This is a genomic window from Thauera sp. GDN1, assembly GCF_029223545.1.
Lineage (GTDB): Bacteria > Pseudomonadota > Gammaproteobacteria > Burkholderiales > Rhodocyclaceae > Thauera.
The window spans coordinates 211216-238197 of sequence record NZ_CP097870.1 but is presented as its reverse complement, the minus strand read 5'-3'; the positions used below and the strand labels follow the sequence as shown (position 1 = coordinate 238197).

The following is a 26982-nucleotide window of genomic DNA, read 5'->3' as shown; positions in this document are numbered from 1 at the left end:
GCGTTCACTCGGGTTTTCGCATCGGGCAAGTGCTGAGGCCGAGCAGGCGATAGCCAGGACAGCGGCCTGCCAGGCCGGTGAGGAGTGGCATGATTCCAATGAGTCCCAGCCAACGCCAGGATGAGTCCAGCCACAATGGGAGACTGAGCAAAATCAGTCCGATGACGATGCGCACAATGCGGTCGAGATTTCCAACGTTGATTTGCATGACGGCCCCCTTGTGTTGAGTCAGCGGCTTGAAAACGCGACGGGGGCGGCAGCGCCCCGCAGCGGATGGGTTGCGGTCGATGCCGTCGTCGATACGTCCCAGCCGCCACCAAGGGCCTTGTACAGCGCCACCAATTGCACGGCGGCGTTGGTATGTGCCCGCGCGGCTGCGGTTTCGGCCTCATGCAGGCTGCGCTGGGCAGCCAGCAGTTCGACCAGCGCGATGTCGCCCGCCGCGTAGCGCGTCCTGGTGTGGCCGTAGGTTGTGCGCGCGGCATCCAGTGCCATGCCGCGGCGTTCCAGTGTGTCCAGCCCGCCGTGGTAGTCGCCCAGCGCGCGCTCGGCGTCGCCCAGCGCCGTCAGCACGGCCTGCTCATAGGCCAGCGCGGCCTGCCGCTCGGCCGCCTCGCGTGCCCGAATTTCGGCTCGCACACGGCCACCGTCGAACAGGCGCCAGGAAATCAGCGGCAGGATGGAAAAACGCGAGCTGGATGCATCGAACCAATCGCCCGTACTGAGCGCCTGAAACCCGCCGCCGACACCGATGGAGAGTTTGGGGAACAACTCGGCCGTGGCCACGCCGATGTCGGCAGAACTCGCTGCGAGGCGACGTTCCGCAGCCAGCACGTCAGGACGTCGGCGCAGCATATCTGCGCGCTCGCCCACCGGCAGTGCCCGCAGCGTGCTCGGCGTCAAGGGGCCATCAAGCAGTGCCAGCTCCCGCTCCGGCGGTGCGCCCAGCAGCACGCCCAGGCTGAGCACCGCGGTGCGCTGGCGCGCCTGGATATCCGGGATGAGCGCGTTGACTGCTGTCCATTGGGCGTACGCCGCCTCCACGTCGGCGGCCGACGCGTCGCCCAGCGCGTGCCGCAGGCGCACCAATTCAAAGGTCTGCTGCAGCGTATCCAGCGTGGCGCGTTGTGCGTGCAACTCGTAGCGGGCGCCGACGGCGGTGAACCAGGTGCGCGCGACCTCGGCCACGATACGCATGCGTACGCCCTGTGCCTCGGCTTCGGTCGCCTGCAGGCGGGCGCTGGCGCCTTCCAGGGCGCGCCGCTTGGCCCCGAACAAGTCGGCCTCCCAGGCCGCGTCGAAGCCCGCGTCGTAGATGGTCTGCGTGGCGTCAAGACCGGGGATGGAGCCTACGGGCAAGGGGCCGTTCTCGCTTTGACGGCGCCGGTTGACGCTCGCGCCTGCGGCGGCGGTGGGCAGTGCCTCGCCGGCCACACGTTCGCGCAGGGCGCGTGCCTCATCGATGCGTGCCGCAGCCTGGCGCAGATCCAGGTTCTGTGCCAGCGCTGTGGCCATCAGGCGATCGAGGACTGGATCGTCCAGTGCAGACCACCATTGGCTCAAGTCTGCGGACTGGGATTCACTTGCCAACGGCAAGGTCCAGCCGCTGCCGACGTCGACCGGCGGCGGCTCGCGGTAGTCGGGGCCCACGGTTGCGCAGGCAGTCAGCAGCACGCACGACAGGGCCAGCGCGACCGGACGCACGCGCCCAGGGGTCAGGCCGGTGACGGTTGCGCGAAGAAAGGGAGTGCGGGTCTTGGATTTCATTGCAGGCGTCCTCGGACGAATACGGTGGCCATCGTCAGCGTGGCGAGGGCGATGATCGCCAGCGGCCACAGGCTGGCGAGAATGTCACCGGGCGGCATGGCCTTGAGAAAGCTGCCTTCGACGATGATGAGGAAATGGGTCAGCGGAATGGCCTGAGCCAGCCATTGCAGAACGACGGGCATGTTTTCCACAGGCGTCGCAAAGCCTGACATCAGCACCGCCGGCACGCCGACGGCGAACGCCCCCAGGATGGCCTGCTGCTGCGTCATGCTGACCGCGGAAATCATCAGACCGATGCCGACCACCGAGGCGATGAACAGCACCAGGCTGGCAAGCAGGAGTGCAAACGAGCCCGTAAACGGGATGCCGAACAGGAAGACGCCCGCGCTAATCATGAACAGGCCCAGCCCGGTGCCAATTGCGAGTGCCGGCAGCGACTTGGAGATGATGATCTCGGGCGTCGAGGTGGGCGACACCAGCAACTGGTCGAAGGTGCCCAGCTCGCGCTCGCGCGCGATCGACAACGAGGTGATCAAGAGCGAGCTGAACAGCGCCAGGATGCCCGTCAGCCCGGGCACGATGAACCAGCGGTAGACCAGATTCGGGTTGAACCAGTGGCGCACGACCACGGGCGTTGGTGCCTGGGCGTCGGGCACGACCTCGGCGCCGACATCGGCGGCGATGGTGGACAGATAGGCCACGGTGATCTGCCCGGAGTTGCTGCGCCGGCCATCGACCAGTACCTGCGCGCGGCCACTTTCGCCGGCAGCGATGGAGCGCGAGAAATCCACCGGGATGGCGAGCGCGGCGATCACCTCGCCACGGTCGATCAGCTCGTGCAGTTGCTGCTGGCTGTCGACATGCCGGATGTGGGTGATGAAGCGGGCGCTGTCCAGGCGCTGTACCAGCTCGTGCGACCAGCGCCCCGTATCCTGGTCGTAGACGGCGATATCGACGTTGCGCACTTCCAGCGTCGCGGCAAAGGCGAACACCAGCAACTGCAGGATCGGCGGCACGAACACCACCATGCGGCTGCGCGGGTCGCGCAGGACGCTGAGCACCTCCTTGATGAACTGGGCGCGCAGGCGGGTCAACGAGAATGCGGACGTCAACATCGCTTCACTCCAGGTTCTTGCGCGTGGCGCGCTTGGCGATCACGAAGAACAGCACCCCGATCGCCGCCATGGCCGCCAGGTTGGGCAGGAACACGGCCCAGATGTCGCCGGCCAGGAACACCGTCTTCAGCGAATCGACGAAGTAACGCGCCGGAACCAGCCGGGTGATGGCCCGGATCGGCGCGGGCATCGCGTCGATCTCATACAGAAAGCCCGACAGCATGAAAGCCGGCAGAAAACCCGTGAACAGCGCGATCTGCGCTGCCAGGAACTGGTTGCGTGCCAAGGAGGAAATCAGCAGACCTTGACCCAGCGCCGGCACCATGAACACCGCCGACAGCAGCAGCAGCGCCGCCAGCGAGCCCCGCATCGGGACCCCGAACACGAACACCGCCAGCGCCGCCGCACCCAGCGTGGACAGCATGCCGAGCACGAAGTACGGCAGCAGCTTGCCGATCAGGATTTCGGCCACCGAGGCCGGCGTGGACAGCACCGCCTCCATGGTGCCGCGCTCCCATTCACGCGCCACCACCAGTGCAGTCAGCATGGTGCCGATGATGGTCATGACGATGGCGATGGCACCGGGAATCAGTGCGCGGCGGCTTTCCAGCTCGGGGTTGAACCAGTAGCGCGGTTCCAGCATGACGGCCTGCGCTGGTGCTCCGACGTCCAGTCCGGCACGCCAGGACTGGACCACGCCACGGGCGTAGTTCTCGACGTAGTTGGCGGTATTGGGGTAGGAGCCATCGGTGACGATCTGCACCAGCGGCTCGCTGCCACGCTGGGCCAGACGCTGCTCGAAATCCTGCGGAATCACCACGTAGCCGCGCAGGTCGCCTGAGACCAGTTGGTCGGCCACTTCGCGCCGGTCATGGGCGAAGTGCGTATTCAGGAAGCGGGTGCCCGAAAACGCTGCGGCCAGCGAGTGTGCCGATGCGCCGGGCGACTCCAGGACCACGCCGACACGGACATCCTTCGCATCCAGCGACACCGCATAGGCGAACAGCAGCAGCAACACCACTGGCAGCACGAACGCGATCAGCAGCGTCGAGGGGTCGCGCAGCGCCTGGTAGCTTTCCTTGGTCACCAGGGCGATCAAGCGCCGTAAATCAAAACGGCGCAAGTCGGTCTGCAGGGGGCCACTTCCGTCTTTGTGCATTGTGGCGCCGTTCATGTGGCGGCCTCCAGCTCGCGGTCTGACGACTCCACCAGGTGAATGAAGGCGTCCTCCATCGTCGGGTCGGGTTGTTCGGGGCTGACCGCCGAACGTTTGAGCGCGTCGGGCGTATCCAGCGCGATCAGTTGCGCACGCGAGAGCATGGCCACGCGGTCGCAGTATTCGGCCTCGTCCATGAAGTGGGTGGTGACCATGATGGTCACGCCCTTGCGGGCCAGTCCGTTGATGTGGGTCCAGAATTCCCGCCGGGTGATCGGGTCCACGCCCGAAGTGGGTTCATCCAGGAACAGCACGGGCGGCCGGTGCATCAGCGAACAAGCCAATGCCAGGCGCTGCTTGTGGCCCAGCGGCAGGGAATCGGGCGTGGCGGACAGCCAGTCGCCCAGATCGAAGGTTTCGATCATCTCGGCAATGCGCTCGCGCCGGGTGTTGCCTTCCAGTCCGTAGACGCCGGCCGAGAATTCCAGGTTCTGCTGCACCGAGAGCAGGCCGTAGAGCGAAAACTTCTGCGCCATGTAGCCGAGCCGGCTCTTGGCTGCGCCGGTGGCGCGGCGCAGATCATGGCCCACCACATGCGCTTCGCCAGCAGTTGGTTTCAACAGGCCGCACAACATCTTGAAGGTGGTGGACTTGCCGGCGCCGTTAGGGCCGAGCAGGCCGAAGATTTCGCCCTTTTGCACCTCGAAGCTGACGTTGTCGGTGGCGGTGAACTCGCCGAAGCGCTTGGTGAGGTTTCGGCACGACACGGCAATGTCGGAACCCAGCTCAACCGGCGGCAGACGCTCGGCCAGCGTCGAAGTGCCGCCGGGGCCGCCACCGAGCAGATCGATGAAGGCGTCTTCGAAGCGCGCGGGCACCTGCGCCAGCTCCACTCGCGCCTGATCGGACAGGGCCTGGAGCTGCTCCGCTTGAGCGCCCTCGCGCAACACCACGCGCACGCCGGCGCCCTGGATCACGCCATCGCTCACGCTGGGCAGGTCGAGTGCCTGGGTCAGGACCGCTCGGCGCTCGGCACCGACGTCTTCCAGACGGAAACTGCGGCCTTCGAGCTGCGCGGTCAGCTCCTGCGGCGGGCCATCGAACAGGAGCTGCCCTTGGTTCAGCAGCAGCACGCTCTCGCAGCGCTCGGCTTCGTCGAGATAGGCGGTGGACCAGACCACGGCCATGCCTTCATCGGTCAGCGCCTGCACCATGCGCCACAAGTCCTGGCGGCTGACCGGGTCGACACCCACGCCCGGCTCGTCCAGCAGCAGCACCTTCGGCCGCGCCATGAGCGCACAGGCAAGGCCCAGCTTCTGCTTCATGCCGCCGGAGAGCTTGCCGGCCAGGCGTTTGGTGAAGGGTCCGAGCCGCGTGAAGTCCAGCAGCTCGGCAAACAGATCGGCGTTGCGGTCCGCATCCATGCCGCGCAACTGCGCATACAGGCGCATGTTCTCCATCACCGACAGGTCTTCGTACAGGCCAAAGCGTTGCGGCATGTAGCCACTGGCGACATGAATGGCGTCGTTGTCCTTGACCACGTCATAGCCTGCCAAGGTGACGTGGCCGGCGTTAGGCACCAGGAGGCCGGTCAGAATCCGCATCAGCGTCGTCTTGCCAGCGCCGTCGGGGCCGACCAGACCCGTCAGCCGCCCATAGTGGATGCGCGCGCTCAAGCCCCGCAGCGCCTTTACGTCTCCGAAATGCTTGTCCACGTCTTCGATGACGACGGCAGCGTCTTCGCCCGCACCCGCAGGCACGGCGGCGATGGCAGGGCTTGCCTGCATTTCAACGCTCCCCCGCCGGGATGCTGGTGCCGGCTTTCGCATCGACCTCGATCGTCACCGGCATGCCCTGGCGCAAGGCACTGTCGCTGTCGGCTTCGTCGATGACGATGCGCAGGCGGTAGACCAGATCCGTGCGCAAATCCGTCGTCTCCACCGTCTTGGGGGTGAACTCGGCGCGCGGCGAGATGAAGCCGATCTGGCCGCGATAGACCTTCTCTGATGAATCGCTTTTGACGCGCACCACAGTACCGGGCGCGATGCGCCCCAAGTCCGACTCGCCCACGTAGGCGCGCACGTAAACCGGCTTGTCCAGGCTCAGGCTGTAGACCGCGCTCTGGCTTGCGACCATGCTGCCGGGCTCCCGCACTCGTGCGATGACGGTGCCGCTACTGGGCGCCATCAACTCGGTGTCCGCCAAGGCTGTCGTGGCTTGCGCTGCGGCAGCCTGTGCGGCCGCAAGGCGAGCTTCTGCTGCGGCGATGTCTTCCTTGCGAAAACCTTCGGATGCTTGCGACAGGGCCGCCTTGGCCGCTTCGACGCCAGCGGCTGCCTGGTCGCGTGCCGTGCGGGCTGCATCGACCGTGCGCTGGCTGCTGGCGCCCGATGCCAACAGGCCACTCTGGCGCTGGAAATTGCGCTCGGTCTCGGTGGCGAGCGCCTGTGCCTGTCTGAGAGCCTCGCGCGCCTGGGTGATTTCCTGTGGTCGCAGGCCGCGGCGCAGCTTGGCCAGTTCCGCCTGCGCCACCTGCACCTGGGCCTGCGCTGCCGCAAGGGCCTCCCGATAGGGTTGCGCATCGAGCGCCGCCAGGCGCGCGCCGGCGCTGACGGCATCGCCCTCATCGAAAGCCATTTGCATCACGCGCCCGGGCTGACGGAAGGCCAGTTGCACCTCGCGGATGTCGACGTTGCCGTAGAGGCGCAATGCATCTTGTTGTCCATGGTCGCGCGACAGCCAGAACGCCAGTGCGCCGCCAAGAGCGAGCACGACGACGGCGATTACGACCCAACGGGTTTTTCTGGAGAGGAGGTTTGGAGTTGTCATCGATGGGTTTCCGCTGGATAAAGGTGCTCAGTGCTCGCGTGCGACCGGCGCATTCGCCGCTGACCGGCGCCAGGCTATGGCCGCTATGCCTGCCCACACCAACGTGCGCAGCGTCATGGCGACCACCGTGCGCCGCTCCCAGGCGCCACCCAAAGCCACATGCACTCCGAAAGCCAGGAACACGAGTGCGGTCGCCACCGTGATGACAATCGCCAACCACGCGGCCCAGCGCCGGCGCATCCACAAGCCGACGCCGGCGACGATGTAGGCGAGCCCGGCCAGAAAATTGAACCAGAGCACGAAAGGCACATAGTGGCCGGCGGCTTGGCGCGCCGCGCCGTCGACAAACAGAACGGCGCCGCCCTCCCGAAGAGTGAGCAGGCCGAAGCCGATCGCGAGCGGGGAGATCAGCCAGTGCCAGATGCTGCGTTGTGGATGAGTGGTCATCTTCATGGCCTTTACTTGATCGCGGAAACTCCCAAGCCTTCGCCGTCGTCGCGGTGTGCGTGTGCGTTCCGCCGGGCGGTCGGGCTGAGTGTTGAATGACGCGGATTCGCGCTGGAGGCGCAACGCGATCGCATGACCGTGGTGTGCCTCTCGGCCGACCGGGCAACTGCGTGGCGGCAGGATGGAAGGCGTTTCATCGGGTGTGCGTGATGCCACGGAGATAGATGGCAAACACGGCTGGCGCATCACGACGGATGCGACTGACCTTGCCGGCCAACAGCGACTGCATGACCAGTCCCTGGATCGTGCCGATGAACAACACGGCGGCGGCATCTACGTCCAGATCCGCATCCAGGTCGCCTTGGGCCTTGCCTGCCTCCATCAGGCGGCGCAGGCGCTGTTCGTATTGACGGAGCAAGGTCTGCACCATCCGCTTGGCGAGCGTCTCGCCAGAGCGTTGCAGTTCTCCGAACAGCATGCGCGGCACGCCGGGATGCTTGGCCACGAAGTCGATGTGCGTCATGAACATGGCTTCGAGTGCCGCGGCAGGAGACGCGGCGCCCTCGGCCGCCTTGTCCACGCGCACCAGCAGACGCTCACCGACCCAGGTCATCGTTGCCTCCAGGATCGCGTCCTTGGTGGGGAAGTGGCGAAACAGCGCGCCCTGCGTCAAACCCATTCGATCGGCGATGGCCGTGGTCGTGATTTCGGCCGGGTTTTGCTCCGCGGCCAAGTCCACCACCGCTTGCACTGTGGCAGCACGCCGCTCTTCAGCGGACAGATGTTGAGGACGTTCGCTCACCGATCAGACTCCATAAAGTAAGTGACTTATTACTATCCTAACATGCAAAACATCCGCGTCGCAAGATCGGGAATACGGTTCATCGCATGGGAAAGGATGGTTCCTGCCCCATCCATGGATCGTGGCCAAGTGAGCTGACGAGACCCAGGAAGCGAACACACTCCTCTGGCACATCATGAGTAATCGGTCGGCAGGTCGGCCACCCCAGTCAGAGCAAGAGAAGCGGTTTCGTTCGAGCGAAGGCGGAAATCCCCCGGGCGTTCTTCAAGGCTTTGCATCTTTTCCCGTAGGCATTATGATAGTAATAAGTTACTTACAACATCGGAAGACCAGAGATGAACACCCTTGCCATACCTGACAAGCCCGCGCCGGCACCGTCCGAAGTCGTCTGTCGCCCCGATGTCCTGGATACGCTTGCGAACGCGTGCCGGGCACGCGGCACTGGCGGGTTGTCACCGGCGGCGGGTTTGCTGGCTTGGTACGACTGGGCGCTGCACCTGAGCCTTTCACCGGGCAAGCAGCGCAGCCTGATCGAAAAGGGATTGCACAAGCAGCGACGCTTGGCGCGCTACGTCGCGCACGCTGCAAGTGCCCACGGCTGCCCCACGTGCATCGAGCCGTTGGAGCAGGATCGGCGCTTCGAGGCGCCGGCCTGGCAGCAATGGCCGTTCAACGTGATCCACCAGGGCTTTTTGCTGCAGCAGCAGTGGTGGCACAACGCCACCACCGGCGTGCGCGGCGTGTCGCGCCATCACGAGAACATGGTCACTTTCGCTGGGCGGCAGTGGCTGGACATGTGGTCGCCATCGAATTTCATCTGGACCAACCCGGAAGTGCTGGAAGCCATCAGAACCAGCGGCGGCGCCAACCTGTGGCGCGGCGCGATGAACTTCCTCGACGATACACAGCGTCTTGCGCTTGACGATGAACCGGCCGGGGTCGAAGGCTTCAAAGTCGGCCAGGACGTGGCGGTCACACCAGGAAAGGTGGTGTTTCGCAACCACCTGATCGAGCTGATCCAGTACACACCCACGACCCCCGATGTGTATGCCGAGCCGGTGCTGATCGTGCCCTCCTGGATCATGAAGTACTACATCCTCGACCTGTCACCGCACAACTCGATGGTGAAGTACCTGGTCGACCAGGGGCATACGGTGTTCATCCTTTCCTGGAAGAACCCGACCGCGGCCGATCGCGACCTCGGCCTCGAGGATTACCGATGGCTGGGGGTCATGGATGCACTGGACGCGGTCACGGCCATCGTGCCCGAGCGCAAGGTGCAGGCGGTTGGCTATTGCCTGGGCGGCACCTTGCTGACGATCGCCGCAGCCGCGATGGCGCGCGATGGCGACGAACGGCTGCGCAGTTTGACGCTGCTGGCGTCGGAGACCGACTTCCGCGAGTCGGGCGAAATCGCGCTTTTCATCGACGACAGTCAACTTGCCTGGCTGGAAGCCGGGATGTGGGACAAGGGCTATCTCGACGGCAAGCAGATGGCCGCCTCTTTCCAGATGCTCAACTCGCGCGACCTGATCTGGTCGCGGCGCGTGCGCGAGTACCTGCTGGGCGAACGGCAGGAGTTCAATGACCTGATGGCATGGAATGCCGACGTGACGCGCATGCCGTATCGCATGCACAGCGAGTACCTGCGGCGTTTGTATCTGAACAACGATCTGGCCGAGGGACGCTACCAGGTCGGCGGACGGCCGGTGGCGATCGCCGACATCGAAGTGCCGATGCTCATCGTCGGCACGGTGCGCGACCACGTTGCCCCCTGGCCATCCGTGTACAAGATGCATCTGCTCAGTGATGCGGAGCTGACCTTCGTACTGACCAGCGGCGGGCACAACGCCGGCGTGGTCAGCGAGCCGGGGCACCCCCGGCGCAGCTACCAGATTGCGACCCGCAGCGTCGGCGCTCGCTACGTCGATCCGCAAACGTGGCGTACCGAAACCCCGCTGAACGAGGGCTCATGGTGGCCAGCCTGGCAGCAGTGGCTGGCACGACATTCGACCGAGCGGGTATCGCCGCCTGCCATGGGCGGCACGCAGGTCCCGCTTGGTGATGCACCGGGAACCTATGTGGCAATGCGCTGATACGACGCGCCGAAGCCGAGACAAGACAAGACCATTTCAACAGGGACATCGCTTGGGATGGCCTACACCCGCCCCGAAGGGGGCCCACCATGACCGAAGGGCACTGCAATGAGCAACGAACTGCCAATCCATCTCTACAAAGCCAATGCCGAGCTGCAACTGCAGATCACGCGCTTGCTGCAGGAGAGCAGCCATCACTGGCTCGAAGTCATGCAACAGCTCAGCGCTGGCAGCGTGCTGGAGACCACCTCGCGCATCCAGGGCCTCCAACAGGCGGCCGACTGGCAAGCGCTCGCGACCTTGCCGTCCGAAGTGTTCTGGCGTCTGTGCCAAGGCCGCATGGGCGATGCCCAAGCGGTCGGGCAAGTAGCAGCCAAGAGCCAGACGGCCTTTGCCAATGGACTGCGCCAGGCGCTCACGACTTGGCAGGAGTCTGTCTCCGAGGCATTCGGCGCGAGTGGCGACGCAGCCTCTTTCACGCAGCTTTGCCAGCGCTGGACCCAGCCCTGGACCGCCCCAAGCGCCGTACCCCAGGGCAAGACCAAGAAATGAGGGGACGGCAATGAATACGACGCAACGGACGGCGCTGGTGACGGGAGGCAACCGGGGGTTGGGCGCTGCGATCGCCCGTGCCCTGCACGATGCCGGCCACCGCGTGATCGTCACGCATACCCCCGGCAACACCACGATTGGCCAGTGGCAGCAAGCGCAAGCGACACAGGGCTACAAACTTGCTGCCTACGGGGTGGATGTATCGAACTACGAATCAACGCAGGAAATGGCGCGGCGCATCCACGCCGACGGTCATCGGATCGACATCCTGGTGAACAACGCCGGCATCACCCGCGATGCAACGCTGCGCAAGCTCGACAAGGCCGGTTGGGATGCCGTACTGCGCACCAACCTGGACTCCATGTTCAACGTCACCAAGCCGTTCATCGATCCGATGGTCGAGCGCGGCTGGGGTCGCATCGTCAACATCTCGTCGATCAACGGCAGCAAGGGCCAGTTCGGGCAGACCAATTATTCGGCGGCCAAAGCCGGCGTGCACGGGTTCACGAAGGCGCTGGCGCAGGAGGTCGCGCGCAAGGGTGTGACGGTCAACACCGTGTCGCCGGGTTATCTGGCCACCGAGATGGTGATGGCGGTGCGGGAGGACATGCGCCAGAAGATCATCGATGCGATTCCGGTTGGCCGTCTGGGCCAGCCGGACGAGATTGCGGCACTTGTCGCCTTCATCGCCAGCGAAGCCGCCGCCTTCATGACCGGCAGCAACGTGGCGATGAACGGCGGCCAGCATATGTATTGAGTAGTCGAGGGGCCTGCGGCATGAAAGTCTGGACCATTCGCTTGGGCAGTTCACCGAAGAGCATCCTTTACACACTCGGGTGCTCGGACACGAAGCATGCGCATTGACACGAGGGTGTTTGCGTGCTGACGGATAGTGATCTGCAAGCCCTCCGGTTGACCGCACGTTTAGCAGGCGTCGTCACCCTGATCCTGATCGACATCCCCATCGCTTGGTGGCTGGCTCGTACCAAGACCTGGTGTAAAGGGCCGATGGGAGGCTGCCTTGGAGCCTAGATTGCTACGCTATTTCGTTGCAGTCGCGGAAGAGCTGCATCTCGCCCGCGCGGCCGAGCGTCTCGGGATCGAGCAATCTCCCGTATCACGAGCAATGCGCGACCTGGAAAGCCAGCTTGGCGTGCAGTTGTTCGACCGCAGCACCCGCCTGACGCGGCTGACCTGGGCCGGCCAGGTGTTCCTAGGCGAATGCCGACGCGTGATGGCCACCGTGGAGCAGGCAGTCAAGAGTGCCAAGGCGGCGGCACAGGGCTACCAGGGCCATCTGCGCATCGCGATCTGCGACGGCCTGGCGCAGCCCCGCATCGCCACCTTGCTGGCACGCAGCCGCGAGGAGGAGCCCGAGATGGAGATTCGCGTCTTCGAGCTGCCGTTCGCGCAGCAGCTCAAGACGCTGCACGACGATCTGCTGGACATCGGCTTTGCGTTGTCAAACGCGGTACATGATGGCCTCGTCGCCGAGCCGGTGTGGACCGATCCGCTGTCGGTGATCGTGCCCGCACGCCACCCCTTGCTGGCACACGTGCAGGTGCCGCTGGCCGAAGCCCTGAAGTTCCCGCTGGTTCTGTGCCATCCCGAATCGGGATCGGGCTGCCGCCATCAGATTCAAGCGCTGCTGCAGGACGCAGGCACGCCGCTCAAGCTGGTCGATGAAGTGACCAGCCTGGGCGTGATGCTGACCCTGGTCGGTGCAGGCTACGGCATCGGCTTCGCCATCGCCTCGCAGGTGCAGACGCTACAGCGCCCGGACATCTCCATTCGTCCCTTGGCCGGCAGCCCACCGGTGCTCTCTACCTACCTGCTGCGCCGCCGGGGCGAACCCTCGGAGCCCATGAAGCGGTTCATCGAGCGGGCGAAAGGCGGGCGGGACCGCGCCTGTCGATGATGAGTCAATCCTTTGAGGACGCAGCTCACCTGTCCGTAGCGGCCTGTGGCGTGATGTGCCAGTGGACAGATAGACTTCGGTATGAAATCCGATGCTCTGGCTGTTGATGGATGAGCTTGGCTCGATTTGGATCACCCGCAGCGGCTTGCGTTGACCAGGCCGAAGACTTGAGTCCACAATCGAGTCTATTCCGTGACGCTTGGATCGGAAAAAGCGTTCGTAATAAACGAGTTAGCGACCGGGTGCTGTTCCCTTCACCCGCTCCAAGCGAATTCAAGCACTTACGCCAATCCTACGGGGTTGGCGTTTTGCTTTCTGGCGTCATGTCGCCACCGTGCAGTCAGATTCGGACCTTCCCGCCTGACTCGCCTCGCGGATCATCGGCCGCGCACCGATCACGCATTGTCAGGGTGGCGCTGAGCAAGGCGCTCGTCAGCTACCACACTGACGACAGGACGAAGCACCTTGCCGGGATGATGGACGACGGGCTGTTGTTGGTCACCAACGCCCAGGGCCTGTTGTCACCGAACGCGATTGAGCCTTTCAAGCCCCCAGACGACATCGAGTGCGGCCTTGGGGAGCTCAAGTCCGAGTTCGAGGCCCGCTCGACACGCCCCGCCCGCCCCTACGAATTCCCTCTCAAAATCAATGCCTTGCGCGCGCAACCGGCGAACGCCCGTGGATCGACAATCCACGCGCAGTGCCGCATCCACATCCGCCTCTCGCGGTATGCGATACGAAATTTCCTGTTGACCGGCCAGGAAGTATCACTTTTAATATGAGAAAACGATTCCTCTATAAGAAATATTGAGCCCTACCAAGGGCAGTCAAGGCGATACCAAGTCCCTTGCATACGGCGCAGCGACATACGCCAGGCGGAAGGGCAACAACCACCACAGGAGCGGCAAGAGCATGCGAAGCTTGAAGAACATCACGGTTGCAATCTCTCTGACACTTACAGGCACGCTCGTGGCCGGTTGCATGGGGAACTACGGTGCTAACCCGCCGCAGGACCGCATCACCATCATTCGCGATGCTTACGGCGTGCCGCATGTATATGCCAAGACCACGCAAGACCTGTTCACCGGTTACGGCTACGTCATCGCAGAGGATCGCCTGTTCCAGATGGAAATGGCGCGCCGCTCGGTCACCGGCACGGTAGCCGAGGTGCTTGGCGAGGCGTACGTCAATCATGATGTCTCCACCCGCTCACTGTTCGACCCTCAGGACATTCAGCGACAGATCGATGCGCTTGGCGCAGACGATCTGGCCATCCTCCAGGGATATGCAGATGGCTTCAATCGGCGCATCGATGAGGTAATCGCTGACAAAGCCAATCTGCTTCCGAAGCAGTTCATCGATGCCGGCTTCGAGCCGACAAAATGGACGCCTCTTGACGTTGCAATGCTTTACGTCGGGACCATGGTCAACCGCTATTCAGGCTCTTCGTCCGAGGTTTCAAACTACAAGGCGCTCACATCGCTGACGGGCGCCTATGGAGATCGCGCAGGGCGGGCACTTTTCGACCAGATATACTGGCTCGAGGACAAACTTGCGCCGACCACCGCACCGCGTAACGAGACGCTCGCCCTGGATAAGGGTCATGCCGGCGCGGCAGCGCAGGAGTTCGCGCTTCTTGAGACGAAGTCCGAGACGGGAAGAAATTCATCTCCTTCGTCCGATCATCTTTCGCGCCTGCGACCGCTGTCTGTCGACTGGAAGAATATGGACCTTGCCAGCTCGGTGGTCGGCGGCACGTGGCCAGATGCTCGTCCGACGACCAGCAATATCTGGATCGTTGGCCCAGACAAGACCGACGACGGCTCTACCATGCTGCTCAATGGTCCACAGTTCGGCTGGTTCAATCCCGGCTACGTGTTTGCAGTGGGCTTGCACGGCGCTGGATTCGATATCGTCGGCAACACACCCTTCGCGCTGCCAGTCGTCTTGTTTGGTACCAACGGCAAGATCAGCTGGGGGGCAACGGCGGGGCCGCTCGACGTCAACGATATCTATCAGGAAACCCTGGTCTCGGGCGACAAGACCGCCTATTTGCACAAGGGCACGGTGCAGCGCATGAAAGTGCGGACAGAGATCATCAAGGTCAAGGATAAACCCGACACGAAAGCGGACGTTCATTCCACCGTGCACGGTTTCGTAACCAGTTTCGATCTCGCCAACAATACCGCCTACACGAAGAAGTCGAGCTGGACAGGCTTTGAAGTGCAGTCACTGATCGCCTGGGTTCGCGCTACTCAGGCCGGCAACTGGGGGGAGTTTCTCAACCAAGCCAGCAAGGTGGCGCATACGATCAACTGGTATTACGCCGACGCGAATGGGAACATTGGCTATGTCTCACCCGGTTATCTACCCAAGCGTCCGACCAACCAGGACGTGCGGCTTCCGGCGAGCGGTGCGGGTGACATGGAATGGGAAGGTTTTCTGCCGTTCAGCAGCAATCCTCAGGTTTTCAACCCGGCACAAGACTACGTTGTGAACTGGAACAACCAGGCTGGCCCGGGCACGCTGACCGACTTCGGAAATTATTCCATTGTCGACCGGGTGAACGAGTTGTCCACCCGTATCGAGGCGAAGTCGAAACTCAGCCGTCAGGACGTGCTGGACCTGAACAAGTCGGGGTCGTTCGCTGACCTCAATGCGCGTTATGTTCTTCCGACGCTTCTGGACGCTACGACCGACCTCCCTGCCGGCTCCACTGCGCGTATCGTTCGCGATCATCTTGCCGCGTGGAATTGGGAGAGTGTCGATGCAAACGACGACGGCTACTACGATGATGTACCGGCTACCTTGATGCGCAAGTGGGTACCCTTGCTCATCGAGCGCGTACTCAAGGACGACCTGCCGGCCGAAGTCTTTGCGCTCTATGCTTCCGCGGGCTATCCGGCCGTTGGCAACGCTGGCAGCCCGCGCCCTGCAGCCGGCCTCAAACTGGTGTACAACGCGATGCTTGGTCCGCGGGCCGGAGTGCCACAGACAGTCGATTTCTTTAATGGCGAGGTCCCCGCCACGGTGCTGAAGGAGACCTTCCTCGCGGCCATCGCTGCACTGGAGAGCCAGTTCGGTAGCAATCCCGCAGAATGGAAGACTCCCGTCGCGACCCACCTGTTCAGGCCTCAGAATTTCCTCGGAATCCCGCAGGCAAACGCGGATGAGGGCATTACCCTCGCTCCATTCATGAATCGCGGGACCGAGAATAATCTCGTCGTCTTCAAGGGCGGAAAGGCCGTGAGCCTGTGTACCGTTGCACCTCCGGGTCAAAGCGGCTTCGTCAATCCGAATGGGGTGAAATCGCCGCATTACGCCGATCAGCTGGAACTCTACAAGTCCTTCGGCTGCAAGGAGGAGCATCTCGACCAGGGTGCCGTCCGCGCTGACGCCAAGAACGTCAAGGTGCTCAACTGACCCATCCGGCGGTGTGGGCGCTGTTGTAGATCGTTGCGACAGCGCCAGTCGGAGCGGGACATTGCACCCCGCTCCAAGTCAATTTCGCAGAAAGGCCAACCTCCGTCGGGTTGGCCTTTTTGTTTTTCAGCGTCTATCGGGGTTACCGAAACCGAACGCGCGCGCGACTCGTTCTGCAGAGTGGAACGAGTCGAGCTTGGCCAGATTTTCTCGAGATTTCGATTAGATTATTAGAACCTGCAACAAGCAGGACTAATCGAAGGAGACAGCAATGAAAGCACGCCTCGCGTCGCTGCTGGTGCCCCTGGCCGCGCTCGGCCTCGGCATCCAGCCCGGCCACGCCGCCGCGCCGGCCCAGCAGGACCGCCCCAACATCCTGCTCATCATGGCCGACGACCTCGGCTACACCGACCTCGGCAGCTACGGCAGCGAGATCGCCACCCCCAACCTCGACACGCTGGCCGACACCGGGGTCAAGATGACCCAGTTCTACGCCTCGCCGTTCTGCTCGCCGACGCGCGCGATGCTGATGTCGGGCAGCGACAACCACCTCGTCGGCTTCGGCGACATGGTCGAGCTGATGCTCCCCGAGCAGCGCGGCAAGCCCGGCTACGAGGGCTACCTCAACGAGCGCGTGGTGCCGATGGCGCAGGTGCTCAAGGACGCCGGCTACCGCACGCTGATGACCGGCAAGTGGCACCTCGGCGTGCCCGAGCAGTACAGCCCCGCCACCCGCGGCTTCGAGCAGTCCTACGCGCTGGTGCATGGCGGCTCCAGCCACTGGAGCGACCAGGCCGGCATCGTCGCGATCGATCCGGCCAAGCCGCCGAAGGCGATCTACCGCGAGAACGGCGCCGCGGTCGATGTGCCGAAGGACTTCTTCTCGTCCGACTTCTTCACCAGCAAGCTGATCGACTACATCGAGTCCGGCAAGGACTCGGGCAAGCCCTTCTTCGCCTACCTCGCCTTCACCGCGCCGCACTGGCCGCTCCACGCCCACGACGCCGACATCGCCAGGTACGAGGCGCGCTACAAGGCGGGCTACGACGCGCTGCGCAAGGAGCGCTTGGAGCGCATGAAGAAGCTCGGCCTGGTCGCCGCCGACACGCCGGTGTTCGAGGGCCACCCGTCGTGGCCGAAGTGGAAAAGCCTGAGCGAGGCGGAGAAGGCCTCCGAAGCCAGGCGCATGGCGGTGTATGCGGCCATGGTCGACAACATGGACCAGAACATCGGCCGCATGCTCGACTACCTGAAGAAGACCGGCCAGCTCGACAACACCTTCATCTTCTTCCTGTCCGACAACGGCGCCGACGGCAACTCGGTGTATGACGTGGCCCGCACCCGCGAGTGGATCCACAAGGACATGGACAACAGCATCGCCCACATCGGCAAGTCCGGCTCCTACGCCGAGTACGGGCCGGGCTGGGCGCAGGTGGGCTCGACGCCGTTCCGACTGTACAAGTCCTTCATGTACGAAGGGGGCATCGCGGTGCCGGCGATCGCCTGGGGTCCGGGCGTCAAGGGCGGCGCAGTCAAGCGCGCCATGGCGCATGTGACCGACATCGCGCCGACGCTGTTCGAGCTCGCCGGCACCCGCCACCCGGGCACCGAGTACCAGGGCAAGCCGGTGCTGCCGCTGCGCGGCAAGTCGATGCTGCCCTACCTGCAGGGCCAGGCCAAAGCGGTCCGTGGAGACAGCGACACCGTGGGCTGGGAGCTCGGCGGCCGCAAGGCGCTGCGCAAGGGCGACTGGAAGATCGTGTTCTCCAACGCGCCCTGGGGCACCAACGACTGGGAGCTGTACAACGTCGCCGAAGACCGCAGCGAGAGCCGCAACCTCGCCGCCGCCAACCCGCAGAAGCTGGGCGAGATGCTGGTGGCCTGGCGCGACTACGTGCGCGAAACCGGCACGCTGGAGATCCCCGGCCTCGCCGACCGCCCCGGCTACAGCAACGGCGCCAAGTACTACGAGGACCTGAAGTACGAGGCCACCCTCGAGCCGCGCGCCGCGCGCTGACGCAGACCATGCGCCTGCCCGCCTGCCTGGCGACCCTGTGCCTGACGGCGTCGGTGGCGTTCGCCACTCCGCCGCAGGCCGAGGCCCGCGCCGGGGCCGACCCCGGCGCTCGTGCTATCGCCGACCACATCGCCGATGGTGAATGCCTGGCCTGCCACACCGACCAGGCGCGGCTGTGGTCCGGCTCCAAGCACCAGCTGGCGATGCAGCCGGCGACGCCGGACAGCGCGCTCGGCGATTTCGCCGACGCGCGTTTCACCGGCAAGGGCGAGGCGGCGCACTTCCTGCGCCGCGGCGACGCCTTCTTCGTCGCCACCGAGGGCGCGGACGGGCAGCACGTGGAATTCCCCGTCACCCACACCTTCGGCATCCGGCCGCTGCAGCAGGTGCTGCTGCCGCAGCCGGGCGGCCGACTGCAGGCGTTCACGATCGCCTGGGATACCGAGCGCAAGACCTGGTTCTCGCTCTACCCCAAGGGCGCCAACGTCCCCGGCAGCACCCTGCACTGGAGCGGCCGCTATCAGAACTGGAACCTGATGTGTGGCGAGTGCCACACCACCGCCTACCGCAAGGGCTACGACGACGCGCAGGACAGCTATCGCACCACCTGGGCCGAGGCCAATGTGGGCTGCCAGGCCTGCCATGGCGGCGGTCGCGTCCACGCCGAGAGCGCACGCGCGGTTGCCGCCGCCGGCCAGGGCACGCCTAAGCCGACCGCGAACCGCGCGCTCGCCGGCGCCCACACCCAGGTCGACCAGTGCGCAGCCTGCCACGCGCGCCGCACCCGGCTGGTCGAGGACGCCGTCGCCGGCGCGCCGCTGCTCGACCAGTTCATGCCCGACAACCTGCGCGCCGACCTCCACCACGCCGACGGCCAGCAGCTCGAGGAGGTCTTCGAGTACGGCTCCTACCGCCAGAGCCGCATGTACCAGGCCGGCGTCGCCTGCACGGATTGCCACGACCCGCACAGCGGCAAGCGCCGCGCCGAGGGCAACGCGCTGTGCACCGCGTGCCACAATCCGTCGCCCGACCGCGCGCGCTTTCCCGGCCTGCTGGCGAAGGACTACGACGGCCCGGCCCACCACTTCCACAGCGCGGGCCAGGCCGGCAGCCAGTGCGTGGACTGCCACATGCCCAGCCGCGACTACATGGTGGTCCATGGCCGCCGCGACCATGCGATCCGCATCCCGCGCCCGGACCTGAGCGCGAAGCTCGGCACGCCCAACGCCTGCCAGGACTGCCACGCCGAGCGCACCGCCGAGTGGGCGGCCCAGGCGATCGGTCGCCACTTCGGCCCCCGCCAGCATCCGCCGCACTACGGCGAACTCCTCGCCGCCGCGCGCCGCGGCGAACCCGGCGCCGCGCAGCCCCTGCGCACCCTGACCACGGACCTGGCGCAGCCCGCCATCGTGCGCGCCACCGCGGTCGAGGCGCTCGCTGCACTGGGCAGCGTGCCGCCCGCGGCGCTGCAGGATCCCGACCCGGTGGTGCGCGCGACCGCCGCCGCCGCGCTCGCCGCACGCCCACCGGAAGAACGCCTCGCCCAGCTGCCCGCCCTGCTCTCCGACCCGCTGCGCGCGGTGCGCATCGCCGCCGCGCGCGGACTTGCCGACATCGACGAAGGGCGCCTGAACGCCGATCAGCGCACCCAACTGCACGCCGGCCTCGCCGCCTTCGTCGCCGCCCAGCAGGCCATGGCCGACATGCCGAGCGCGCAGCTCAACCTGGCCGGCCTCGCCGCCGCCCGCCGCGATCCGGCCGGCGCCGAACGCCACTACCGCCGCGCCCTGGCCCAGGACGCACAGGTGCAGGCGGCACGCCTGGGCCTCGCCACCCTGCTCGCCGGCAGCGCGCGCGAGGAGGAGGCCGAGCGCGTGCTGCGCGAGGGTCTTTCCGGCTCGGCGCAGCCCGGCGAGCTGCACTTCGCCCTCGGCCTGCTCGCGGGCCAGCGCAAGCAATGGGAAAAGGCCGCGCACGAGCTGCGCGCCGCCGCCGCGCTGATGCCCGATCACCCGCGGGTGCGCCGCAACCTCGACGCGGTCGAGCGCTACCTGCAGCAGCGCCGCTGAGCGCCCGCGCGCCGGCGCTCAGCCCGCCTGCGCGGCGTCGAAGGCCTGGCCGATCGCCTCGGCGGTGGCGATCAGTTCGTGGAGGTTGGCCTCGACCACCTTGGCGCGCAGGTCGTAGCGCCGCGGCCACACCAGGTTGATCGCCGCATGCACGCCGGTGGCCGTCGGCACCGGCACCGCGATCGCGTCGAGGCCGTCGTCGAACGCGCTCATCGCCTCTTCGGAGCCGCCGAAGATCGCGTCGCGCACCGCGTAGCCCTGGCGCCGGGTCTGCTCCAGGATGGCGCCGATCTCGTGCCGGAACACCGCCGCACTGCGCGGATTGGCGGGCGGGTGATCGCGAAAGTACGCCATCGCCGCCTCACGCTCGGCCTCGGTGCAGAACGCCAGCCAGGCCCGCCCGGGCGCGGACAGGAACAGCTCGACCCGGTAGCCGACATGGTAGCGGGGGTTCATCGCCAGGCCGGACAGCCGGCGCGAGCTCTCCACGAGCACCATCGCAAAGTCGCGATACACCAGCAGATCCGAAGGCCACAGCACGCTGCGCTGCAGCGCCACCAGCTTCGGCGCGGCGATTTCGGCCAGCTGCTGGTCGGCGACACTGGCCAATGGCGGCGGCGCCCATACGGCCGCGCGCCGCCATTGGCCGTCGAACATCGAGCGCCGCGCCAGGCCGCCGCGCTCCAGCGTGTGCAGGATGCGCAGCAGCGTGGGCTTGGGCAGCCCGGTGGCGGCATGCAGGGCGCGCAGCTCGGTCCCCTCGTGGGTGCGCAGCAGCCGCAGCACCTCGATGCCGCGCTCGAGCGCCCGGATCGACGGGCTGCTATCGCTGCTCATGGTTTCTCACGCTCCGGATCCGCTGTGGCCGCCCGCGACGGCGCCACGGGTGGTGGTCGCGCGCTCCGCTAGAATGCGGGCCTCGTCCGCTCGCCTCTTGCCTCTCGACCAAGCCGTATCGCATGCCTGCCTCCACTTCGCCCCCCCGCCCCGAACTCCTCGCCCCCGCCGGCACCCTCGACATGATGCGCACCGCCTTCGCCTACGGCGCGGACGCAGTGTATGCCGGCCAGCCGCGCTATTCGCTGCGCGTGCGCAACAACAGCTTCGGCCAGCTCGACACGCTCGCCGCCGGCATGGCCGAGGCTCACGCCGCCGGCAAGCTGTTCTACCTGGTCGCCAACATCACCCCGCACAACGCCAAGCTGCGCACCTTCGAGGAGGACATGGCGCCGGTCATCGCGCTGAAGCCGGACGCGCTGATCATGGCCGACCCGGGCCTGATCATGATGGTGCGCGAGCGCTGGCCCGAGGTGCCGATCCACCTCTCGGTGCAGGCCAACACCACCAACTACGCCTCGGTGCGCTTCTGGCAGTCGGTGGGGGTCAAGCGCATCATCCTGTCGCGCGAGCTGTCGCTGGACGAGGTCGCCGAGATCCGCGACGCCTGCCCGGACATGGAGCTCGAGGTCTTCGTGCACGGCGCGCTGTGCATTGCGTATTCGGGACGCTGCCTGCTGTCGGGCTATTTCAACCACCGCGACCCCAACCAGGGCAGCTGCACCAACAGCTGCCGCTGGGACTACAAGCTGCACGAGGCCGGAGAAAACGGCGCCGGCGACGTGCACGCCCGCGGCGCCATGCCGATCGGCAACCCGAAGGGCGCCGGCGCGGTCGGCACCGCCACCCGCAGCGCGCTCGACACCGCGCAGGGCCTGGCGCTCGGCGGCGGCCCGCGCCACATCGGCGGCAGCAAGGTGTGGCTGCTCGAGGAAGGCACGCGCCCCGGCGAGCTGATGCCGATCGAGGAAGACGAGCACGGCACCTACATCCTCAACTCCAGGGACCTGCGCGCGATCGAGCACGTGCAGCGCCTGGTGGACATCGGCGTCGATTCGCTGAAGATCGAGGGCCGCACCAAGAGCCCCTACTACGTCGCCCGCGCCGCCCAGGGCTACCGGCGCGCGATCGAGGACGCGGTCGCGGGGCGGCCCTTCGATACGCGCCTGCTCGGCGAGCTCGAAGGCCTCGCCAGCCGCGGCTACACCGACGGCTTCTACCAGCGCCACTCCACCCCCGAGCAGCAGAACTACCTGCGCGGCCATTCGGAGTCCGGGCGCAGCCTGCTGGTGGGCGAGGTGGTCGGCTTCGATGCCGCGCGCGGCCTGGCCGAGGTCGAGGTCAAGAACGGCTTCGGCGTCGGCGACCGCCTCGAGTTCGTGCAGCCGGGCGCCAACCACGAACTGCGGCTCGACCGCCTCTTCGCCGCCGACGGCAGCGCGCTGGAGCGCGTCCCCGGCAGCGGCCGGCGCGTGTGGCTGCCGCTGCCGGCGCAGGCCGACCCGGCGCACCCCTGCTTCATCGCACGCTTCCTCTGACCCGGCGCGGCAGAACGGCTACCCTGTCGCCTTCCGTCCGCCGCCTACGACCCCCCGCCATGATCCTGAACATCGACCTCGTTTCCGACTTCGTCTGCCCCTGGTGCTTCCTCGGCAAGGTCCGCCTCGACCGCGCCCTCGCCGACCTGAAGGCCTCGCGCCCCGACATCGACGTGCGCATCAACTGGCTGCCCTTCTTCCTCAACCCCGATACGCCGCCGGAAGGCGAGCCCTATCGCGCATTCCTGGAGGCCAAGTTCGGCGGCCCGATCAAGGCCGAGGCGGTGCTGGACACGGTGCGCGAGGCCGCGGCCGGCGACGGCCTGCAGTACGCCTTCGAACGCATCCAGACCCGCCCCAACACCCTCGCCGCCCACCGCCTGATGTACCGCGCCCAGGCCCAGGGGCAGAAGCCCGAGCGCATCCAGGCCCTGGCGCAGGCCCTGTTCGCCGCGCATTTCCAGGAAGGGCGCGACATCGGCGACCTCGACACCCTGGCCGACATCGCCGCCGCCTGCGGCGAGCGCCGCGAGGCGGTGCGCGAGTGGCTGGACGGTCGCGGCAGCATCGACGCGGTCGAGCGCATGGCCGAAGGCGTGCGCCGGCAGGGCATCCAGGGCGTGCCCTTCTTCATCCTCAACCGCAAGCTGGCGGTCTCGGGCGCGCAGTCGGCCGCCGTGCTGGGCGCGGCGATCCTGCAATCGCTGGAGGCGGACAAGCCGTCCTGAGCGCCGGACACCCTGTGGGAGCGGGCGTGCCCGCTCCCACCGCATCCTTGGGAACACCGGCAGCTGCTGCGGCGTCTGAGACCTCATCACGCCTGCCCACGACGGGAGCCCCATCGCCATGACCGAGCCCCTCATCCTCGCCGACACCGACCTGCGCGCGCTCGCCGAGGCGCGCCTGCTGCTCGAGCGCCCCAGCCTGGCCGCGCGCCTGTCGAGCTTCATCGGCAGCCCGCTGGAGAAGGGCATGGCCCGGCTGCCGGCGAGCTGGCGCGGCAAGGTCGGCGCACTGGCGCACGACGCGCTGTTGAAGGCGATGGAGACCGCGGCCAGGACGCTGCAGCCCGCCCCGCGCGAGGCCTCGCCGCGGCTGCACAAGCTGCTCGGCTCGGTCAGCGGCGCAGGCGGGGGCGCCTTCGGGCTGGCGGGACTGACGGTGGAAGTCCCGCTGTCGACGGTGCTGATCATGCGCGCCATCCTCGACATCGCGCGCGGCGAGGGCGAGGACGTCTCCGCGTCGCAGACCCGGCTGGCGGCGCTGGAGGTGTTCGCGCTCGGCGGCAACGCGAGTGCCGACGACGCCACCGAATCCGGCTACTACGCGGTGCGCGCGGCGCTGGCGAGCACGGTGAGCGAGGCCGCGCGCCACTTCGCGCAGCGCGGACTCAGCAGCGAGGGCGCACCGGCGCTGGCGCGGCTGATCACGCTGGTGGCGGCGCGCTACAAGGTGCAGCTCACCCAGAAGGCCGCCGGCATGCTGGTGCCGGGCATCGGCGCGGCGGCGGGGGCGACCATCAACCTCATGTTCATGAACCACTTCCAGGACGTCAGCCGCGGCCACTTCACCGTGCGCAGGCTCGAACGCCAGTACGGCGCCGACGCGGTGCACTCCGCCTGGCAGGCCCTGCAGGCGCAGGACGCGCGTGCGCGCGGCCGGGCGCGCGCCTTCCACACCGACACCACGCGCTGAACGCGCGTCGCGACGCAGGCGGGCTCAGGCCCCCGGCCCGTAGCCGGCGACGAACGCCGGCCACGGCAGCGGCGCGCTGAAGTGGAAGCCCTGGGCGAGATCGCAACCCTCGTGCTGCAACATCGCGAGCTGGCCCGGCGTCTCCACGCCCTCGGCCACCACCCGCAGGCCGAGGCTGTGGCCGAGCGAGATGATCGCCGCCACCAGCGCACCGTCGCGCGTCTCGCGGTCGATGCCGCGCACGAACAGGCGGTCGATCTTCAGTTCGTCGATCGGGAAGCGCTTGAGGTAGGCGAGCGAGGAATAGCCGGTGCCGAAGTCGTCGATCGCCAGGCCGACGCCGAGCGCGCGCAGCTGCTCGAGGCGGGCGATGGTGCGCTCGGTGCCGTCCATCAGCATGCTTTCGGTCAACTCCAGGGTCAGGCATGCGGGCGGCATCGCGGTCTCGGCGAGCACGCTGCCGACCATGGCGAGGAAGCCCTCGTCGCGGAACTGGCGCGCCGAGATGTTCACCATCATGCGCAGCGGCGTCCCGCCCGCCTCGCGCCAGGCGCGATGGTGCTCGCAGGCGCTGCGCAGCACCCATTCGCCGATCGGCACGATCAGCCCGGTTTCCTCGGCGAGCGGGATGAAGTCGGCCGGCGACACCAGGTCGAGGTCGGGATGCTGCCAGCGCAGCAGGGCCTCGGCGGCGACCAGGCGGCCGTCGGCGGCATCGACCAGGGGCTGGAAGTGGAGCAGCAGCTCCTTGCGCGGCAGCGCGCGATGGAGCGCGGTCTCCAGCGCGAGATGCTCCAGGCTGCGCGCGTTCATCGCCGGCTCGAAGAGCTGGAAGCTGTTGCGGCCCTCGTCCTTGGCGCGGTACATCGCCACGTCGGCGTGCTTGATCAGGGTGTCGGCGTCCTGCGAGTCGTCGGGGTAGATGCTGACGCCCAGGCTGGTGGTCACCACCAGCTCCCGCCCCTCGATGTGCACCGGACGGCGCAGCGCGCCCACCAGCCGGCGCGCGGTCATCGCCGCCTCGTCCGGCCCGGCGAGGTTGTTGAGGATGACCAGGAACTCGTCGCCGCCCATGCGCGCCACGGTGTCGTCCTCGCGCAGGCTGCCGCGCAGGCGGGCGGCGATCTCGACCAGCAGCTTGTCGCCGACCGAATGGCCGAGGCTGTCGTTGATGCGCTTGAAGCGGTCGAGGTCGACGAACAGCACCGCCAGCCGGCAGCGCAGGCGCGCGGCGTGCCCGATCTCGACCTGCAGGCGATCCTCGAGCAGGCGGCGGTTGGGCAGGCCGGTGAGCGGATCGTAGTAGGCGAGGTCGCGGATGCGCGCCTCGGTCTCCTTGAGCCGGCTGATGTCGGTGAACAGCGCGGCATAGTGGGTCAGCCTGCCGTCGCGGTCGCGGATCGCGGTGATGTGCAGCAGCTGCGGATACACCTCGCCCGACTTGCGCCGGTTCCACACCTCGCCCTGCCACTTGCCCTCCGCCACCAGGCCTTCCCACATGCGGGCGTAGAAAGCCGGGCTCTGGCGGCCGGAATTGAGCAGCGAGGGACTGCGGCCGATGACCTCCTCCGGGGTATAGCCGGTCATGTGGGTGAAGGCGGGATTCACCGACAGGATGCGGGCCTCGGCGTCGGTGACCATGATGCCCTCGAGCGAGCTCTCGATGACCTTCCCGGCGAGGTAGAGGTTGCGCTGCGAGGATTTCAGCGCCAGGTCGCGCGCCTGCAGCGCATGCTGCAGCTCGTGCACATAGGCCAGCTCCATGCCGCTGAGGATGTCCTTGAAGCTGATCAGGTCGATCAGCCCGCCGTCGGCGGCGAGCACGCCGATGTGGCGGATGTGGCGCTCGGCGAGCCGGGCGCGCACGCGGTAAAGGCTGTCGTGCTCGGCGCACACCACCAGCGGCCGGGTGGCGAGCGCGCCCAGCGCACGGTCGCCGGTGCGCTGCGCCACCAGGCGGGTGATGTCGCGCTCGGTGACGATGCCGTAGCGGCCCTCGACGGTCGTGGCCGCGTCGGCGCCATGGTCGACCACCACCGCGTCGAGCCCGGCCTCGCGCATGAGGAGCGCGGCCTCGCGGGCGCCGGCGGTCGCCGGCAGCACATGCAGCCCGCCCTTGACCAGCGAGCCGACCGTGCGCAGCTTCAGGTAGTGCTCGATGCCCTGGTTCAGCACCACGTCCGATTGCGACACGATGCCGATGCGCCGCCCGTCCGCGTCCACCACCAGGTAGTGGCGCAGGTGCTCCTCGCGCAGGCGCACCGCCATCTCGTGCAACCGCATCGTGCCGGGCACGGTGCGCACCGGCGCGCTCATCGCCGCGCGCACCGCGAGCGTGAAGGTGAGGGGATCGTCGAAATCGACCGCGAGCGCATCGCGTTCGGTCCAGATGCCGAGCACCACGTCGTCCTCGACCACCAGGATGGAGCTGACGCCGCGCTCGCTCATCCGCGCGGCGGCCTCGTGCAGCGGCACTTCGGGTCCGCATTCGAGCAGGTCGCGCGCGACGATCTCGCTGACGCAGACCTCCTCCGCGTGCGGAAAGGGGAGGATCTCGTCGACGAGCGGGAGGAGGGGTTCGGGGTGGTTCATGAGTGTACGGCGATGACTGACAGGCGGGCCCGGCATAAACGACGGCCGCCGCAAACCGCGACGACGCGGACGACCAACGCGCGCATTGTCGCACCCCGCGGCCGCGGACCAGGTCGAACACTTCACGCC

At 66.7% G+C, this 26982-nt stretch carries 21 protein-coding genes; 11 read left to right on the top strand and 10 right to left on the bottom strand.

Going from position 1 to position 26982, the window contains the following annotated elements:
* Nucleotides 1-4: 4 nt before the first annotated feature.
* The 8 genes from CKCBHOJB_RS01070 to CKCBHOJB_RS01035 form a co-directional block, all read right to left on the bottom strand.
* Complete coding sequence (locus CKCBHOJB_RS01070) at nucleotides 5-208, bottom strand: DUF2892 domain-containing protein (protein WP_010792188.1); 204 nt, start codon at nucleotides 206-208, stop codon at nucleotides 5-7.
* Nucleotides 209-228: 20 nt separating this feature from the next.
* Nucleotides 229-1767 (bottom strand): efflux transporter outer membrane subunit, encoded by a 1539-nt coding sequence (locus CKCBHOJB_RS01065; protein WP_004255142.1) that lies wholly within the window; start codon nucleotides 1765-1767, stop codon nucleotides 229-231.
* On the bottom strand, nucleotides 1764-2882 hold the full coding sequence (locus tag CKCBHOJB_RS01060; protein ID WP_281050224.1) for an ABC transporter permease: 1119 nt from the start codon (nucleotides 2880-2882) through the stop codon (nucleotides 1764-1766). The genes CKCBHOJB_RS01065 and CKCBHOJB_RS01060 overlap by 4 nt, the downstream gene beginning before the upstream one ends.
* A 4-nt stretch (nucleotides 2883-2886) precedes the next feature.
* A complete protein-coding gene (locus tag CKCBHOJB_RS01055) occupies nucleotides 2887-4056 on the bottom strand; it encodes an ABC transporter permease (RefSeq protein WP_275848935.1) in 1170 nt (389 codons plus the stop codon).
* Entirely contained in the window at nucleotides 4053-5825 is a 1773-nt protein-coding gene (locus tag CKCBHOJB_RS01050; protein WP_151609299.1) for an ATP-binding cassette domain-containing protein, read from the bottom strand. Before CKCBHOJB_RS01050 ends, CKCBHOJB_RS01055 begins: the two co-directional genes overlap by 4 nt.
* Nucleotide 5826: 1 nt before the next feature.
* A complete protein-coding gene (gene hlyD, locus CKCBHOJB_RS01045; RefSeq protein ID WP_151609298.1) occupies nucleotides 5827-6867 on the bottom strand; it encodes a secretion protein HlyD in 1041 nt (346 codons plus the stop codon).
* Nucleotides 6868-6894: 27 nt separating this feature from the next.
* Nucleotides 6895-7320, bottom strand: a complete 426-nt coding sequence (locus CKCBHOJB_RS01040; RefSeq protein WP_151609297.1) for a hypothetical protein — start codon at nucleotides 7318-7320, stop codon at nucleotides 6895-6897.
* Between the two features lie 187 nt (nucleotides 7321-7507).
* On the bottom strand, nucleotides 7508-8116 hold the full coding sequence (locus CKCBHOJB_RS01035) for a TetR/AcrR family transcriptional regulator (protein WP_004255154.1): 609 nt from the start codon (nucleotides 8114-8116) through the stop codon (nucleotides 7508-7510).
* Nucleotides 8117-8451: 335 nt separating this feature from the next.
* Here CKCBHOJB_RS01035 and CKCBHOJB_RS01030 point away from each other — a divergent pair, with 335 nt between their 5' ends.
* From CKCBHOJB_RS01030 to CKCBHOJB_RS00995, 8 genes are all read left to right on the top strand, one after another.
* Complete coding sequence (locus CKCBHOJB_RS01030; RefSeq protein WP_151609296.1) at nucleotides 8452-10212, top strand: alpha/beta fold hydrolase; 1761 nt, start codon at nucleotides 8452-8454, stop codon at nucleotides 10210-10212.
* A gap of 108 nt (nucleotides 10213-10320) precedes the next feature.
* Nucleotides 10321-10764: a phasin family protein gene (locus CKCBHOJB_RS01025; protein WP_013721835.1), complete on the top strand. Its 444-nt coding sequence runs from the start codon at nucleotides 10321-10323 to the stop codon at nucleotides 10762-10764.
* Between the two features lie 10 nt (nucleotides 10765-10774).
* Entirely contained in the window at nucleotides 10775-11521 is a 747-nt protein-coding gene (gene phbB / locus CKCBHOJB_RS01020; RefSeq protein WP_151609295.1) for an acetoacetyl-CoA reductase, read from the top strand.
* Nucleotides 11522-11785: 264 nt separating this feature from the next.
* The gene (locus CKCBHOJB_RS01015) at nucleotides 11786-12682 is read left to right on the top strand and encodes a LysR family transcriptional regulator (RefSeq protein WP_013721833.1); all 897 of its coding nucleotides are present in this window, start codon (nucleotides 11786-11788) and stop codon (nucleotides 12680-12682) included.
* A 410-nt stretch (nucleotides 12683-13092) separates the two neighbouring features.
* Entirely contained in the window at nucleotides 13093-13464 is a 372-nt protein-coding gene (locus CKCBHOJB_RS01010) for a hypothetical protein (RefSeq protein ID WP_281050223.1), read from the top strand.
* Between the two features lie 139 nt (nucleotides 13465-13603).
* On the top strand, nucleotides 13604-16105 hold the full coding sequence (locus tag CKCBHOJB_RS01005; protein WP_281050222.1) for a penicillin acylase family protein: 2502 nt from the start codon (nucleotides 13604-13606) through the stop codon (nucleotides 16103-16105).
* 271 nt (nucleotides 16106-16376) lie between these two features.
* Nucleotides 16377-18122, top strand: a complete 1746-nt coding sequence (locus CKCBHOJB_RS01000; RefSeq protein WP_281050221.1) for an arylsulfatase — start codon at nucleotides 16377-16379, stop codon at nucleotides 18120-18122.
* 8 nt (nucleotides 18123-18130) lie between these two features.
* The gene (locus tag CKCBHOJB_RS00995) at nucleotides 18131-20191 is read left to right on the top strand and encodes a multiheme c-type cytochrome (RefSeq protein WP_281050220.1); all 2061 of its coding nucleotides are present in this window, start codon (nucleotides 18131-18133) and stop codon (nucleotides 20189-20191) included.
* A gap of 18 nt (nucleotides 20192-20209) precedes the next feature.
* Here CKCBHOJB_RS00995 and CKCBHOJB_RS00990 read toward each other — a convergent pair whose 3' ends face one another.
* Nucleotides 20210-21028 carry a helix-turn-helix domain-containing protein gene (locus CKCBHOJB_RS00990; protein WP_281050219.1) on the bottom strand — a complete coding sequence of 273 codons (819 nt, stop codon included), beginning with the start codon at nucleotides 21026-21028 and terminating at the stop codon, nucleotides 20210-20212.
* A 122-nt stretch (nucleotides 21029-21150) separates the two neighbouring features.
* Between CKCBHOJB_RS00990 and yegQ the strand changes: the two genes are divergently transcribed.
* The 3 genes from yegQ to CKCBHOJB_RS00975 all read left to right on the top strand — a co-directional run bounded on the left by yegQ (nucleotide 21151) and on the right by CKCBHOJB_RS00975 (nucleotide 24261).
* Nucleotides 21151-22566 carry a tRNA 5-hydroxyuridine modification protein YegQ gene (yegQ, locus tag CKCBHOJB_RS00985; RefSeq protein WP_281050218.1) on the top strand — a complete coding sequence of 472 codons (1416 nt, stop codon included), beginning with the start codon at nucleotides 21151-21153 and terminating at the stop codon, nucleotides 22564-22566.
* A gap of 59 nt (nucleotides 22567-22625) precedes the next feature.
* A complete protein-coding gene (locus CKCBHOJB_RS00980; RefSeq protein ID WP_281050217.1) occupies nucleotides 22626-23294 on the top strand; it encodes a DsbA family oxidoreductase in 669 nt (222 codons plus the stop codon).
* Nucleotides 23295-23412: 118 nt separating this feature from the next.
* Entirely contained in the window at nucleotides 23413-24261 is an 849-nt protein-coding gene (locus CKCBHOJB_RS00975; protein WP_281050216.1) for an EcsC family protein, read from the top strand.
* A gap of 24 nt (nucleotides 24262-24285) precedes the next feature.
* Here the strand turns inward: CKCBHOJB_RS00975 and CKCBHOJB_RS00970 are convergent, their stop codons facing one another.
* Nucleotides 24286-26853: an EAL domain-containing protein gene (locus CKCBHOJB_RS00970; protein ID WP_281050215.1), complete on the bottom strand. Its 2568-nt coding sequence runs from the start codon at nucleotides 26851-26853 to the stop codon at nucleotides 24286-24288.
* Nucleotides 26854-26982 lie beyond the last annotated feature (129 nt).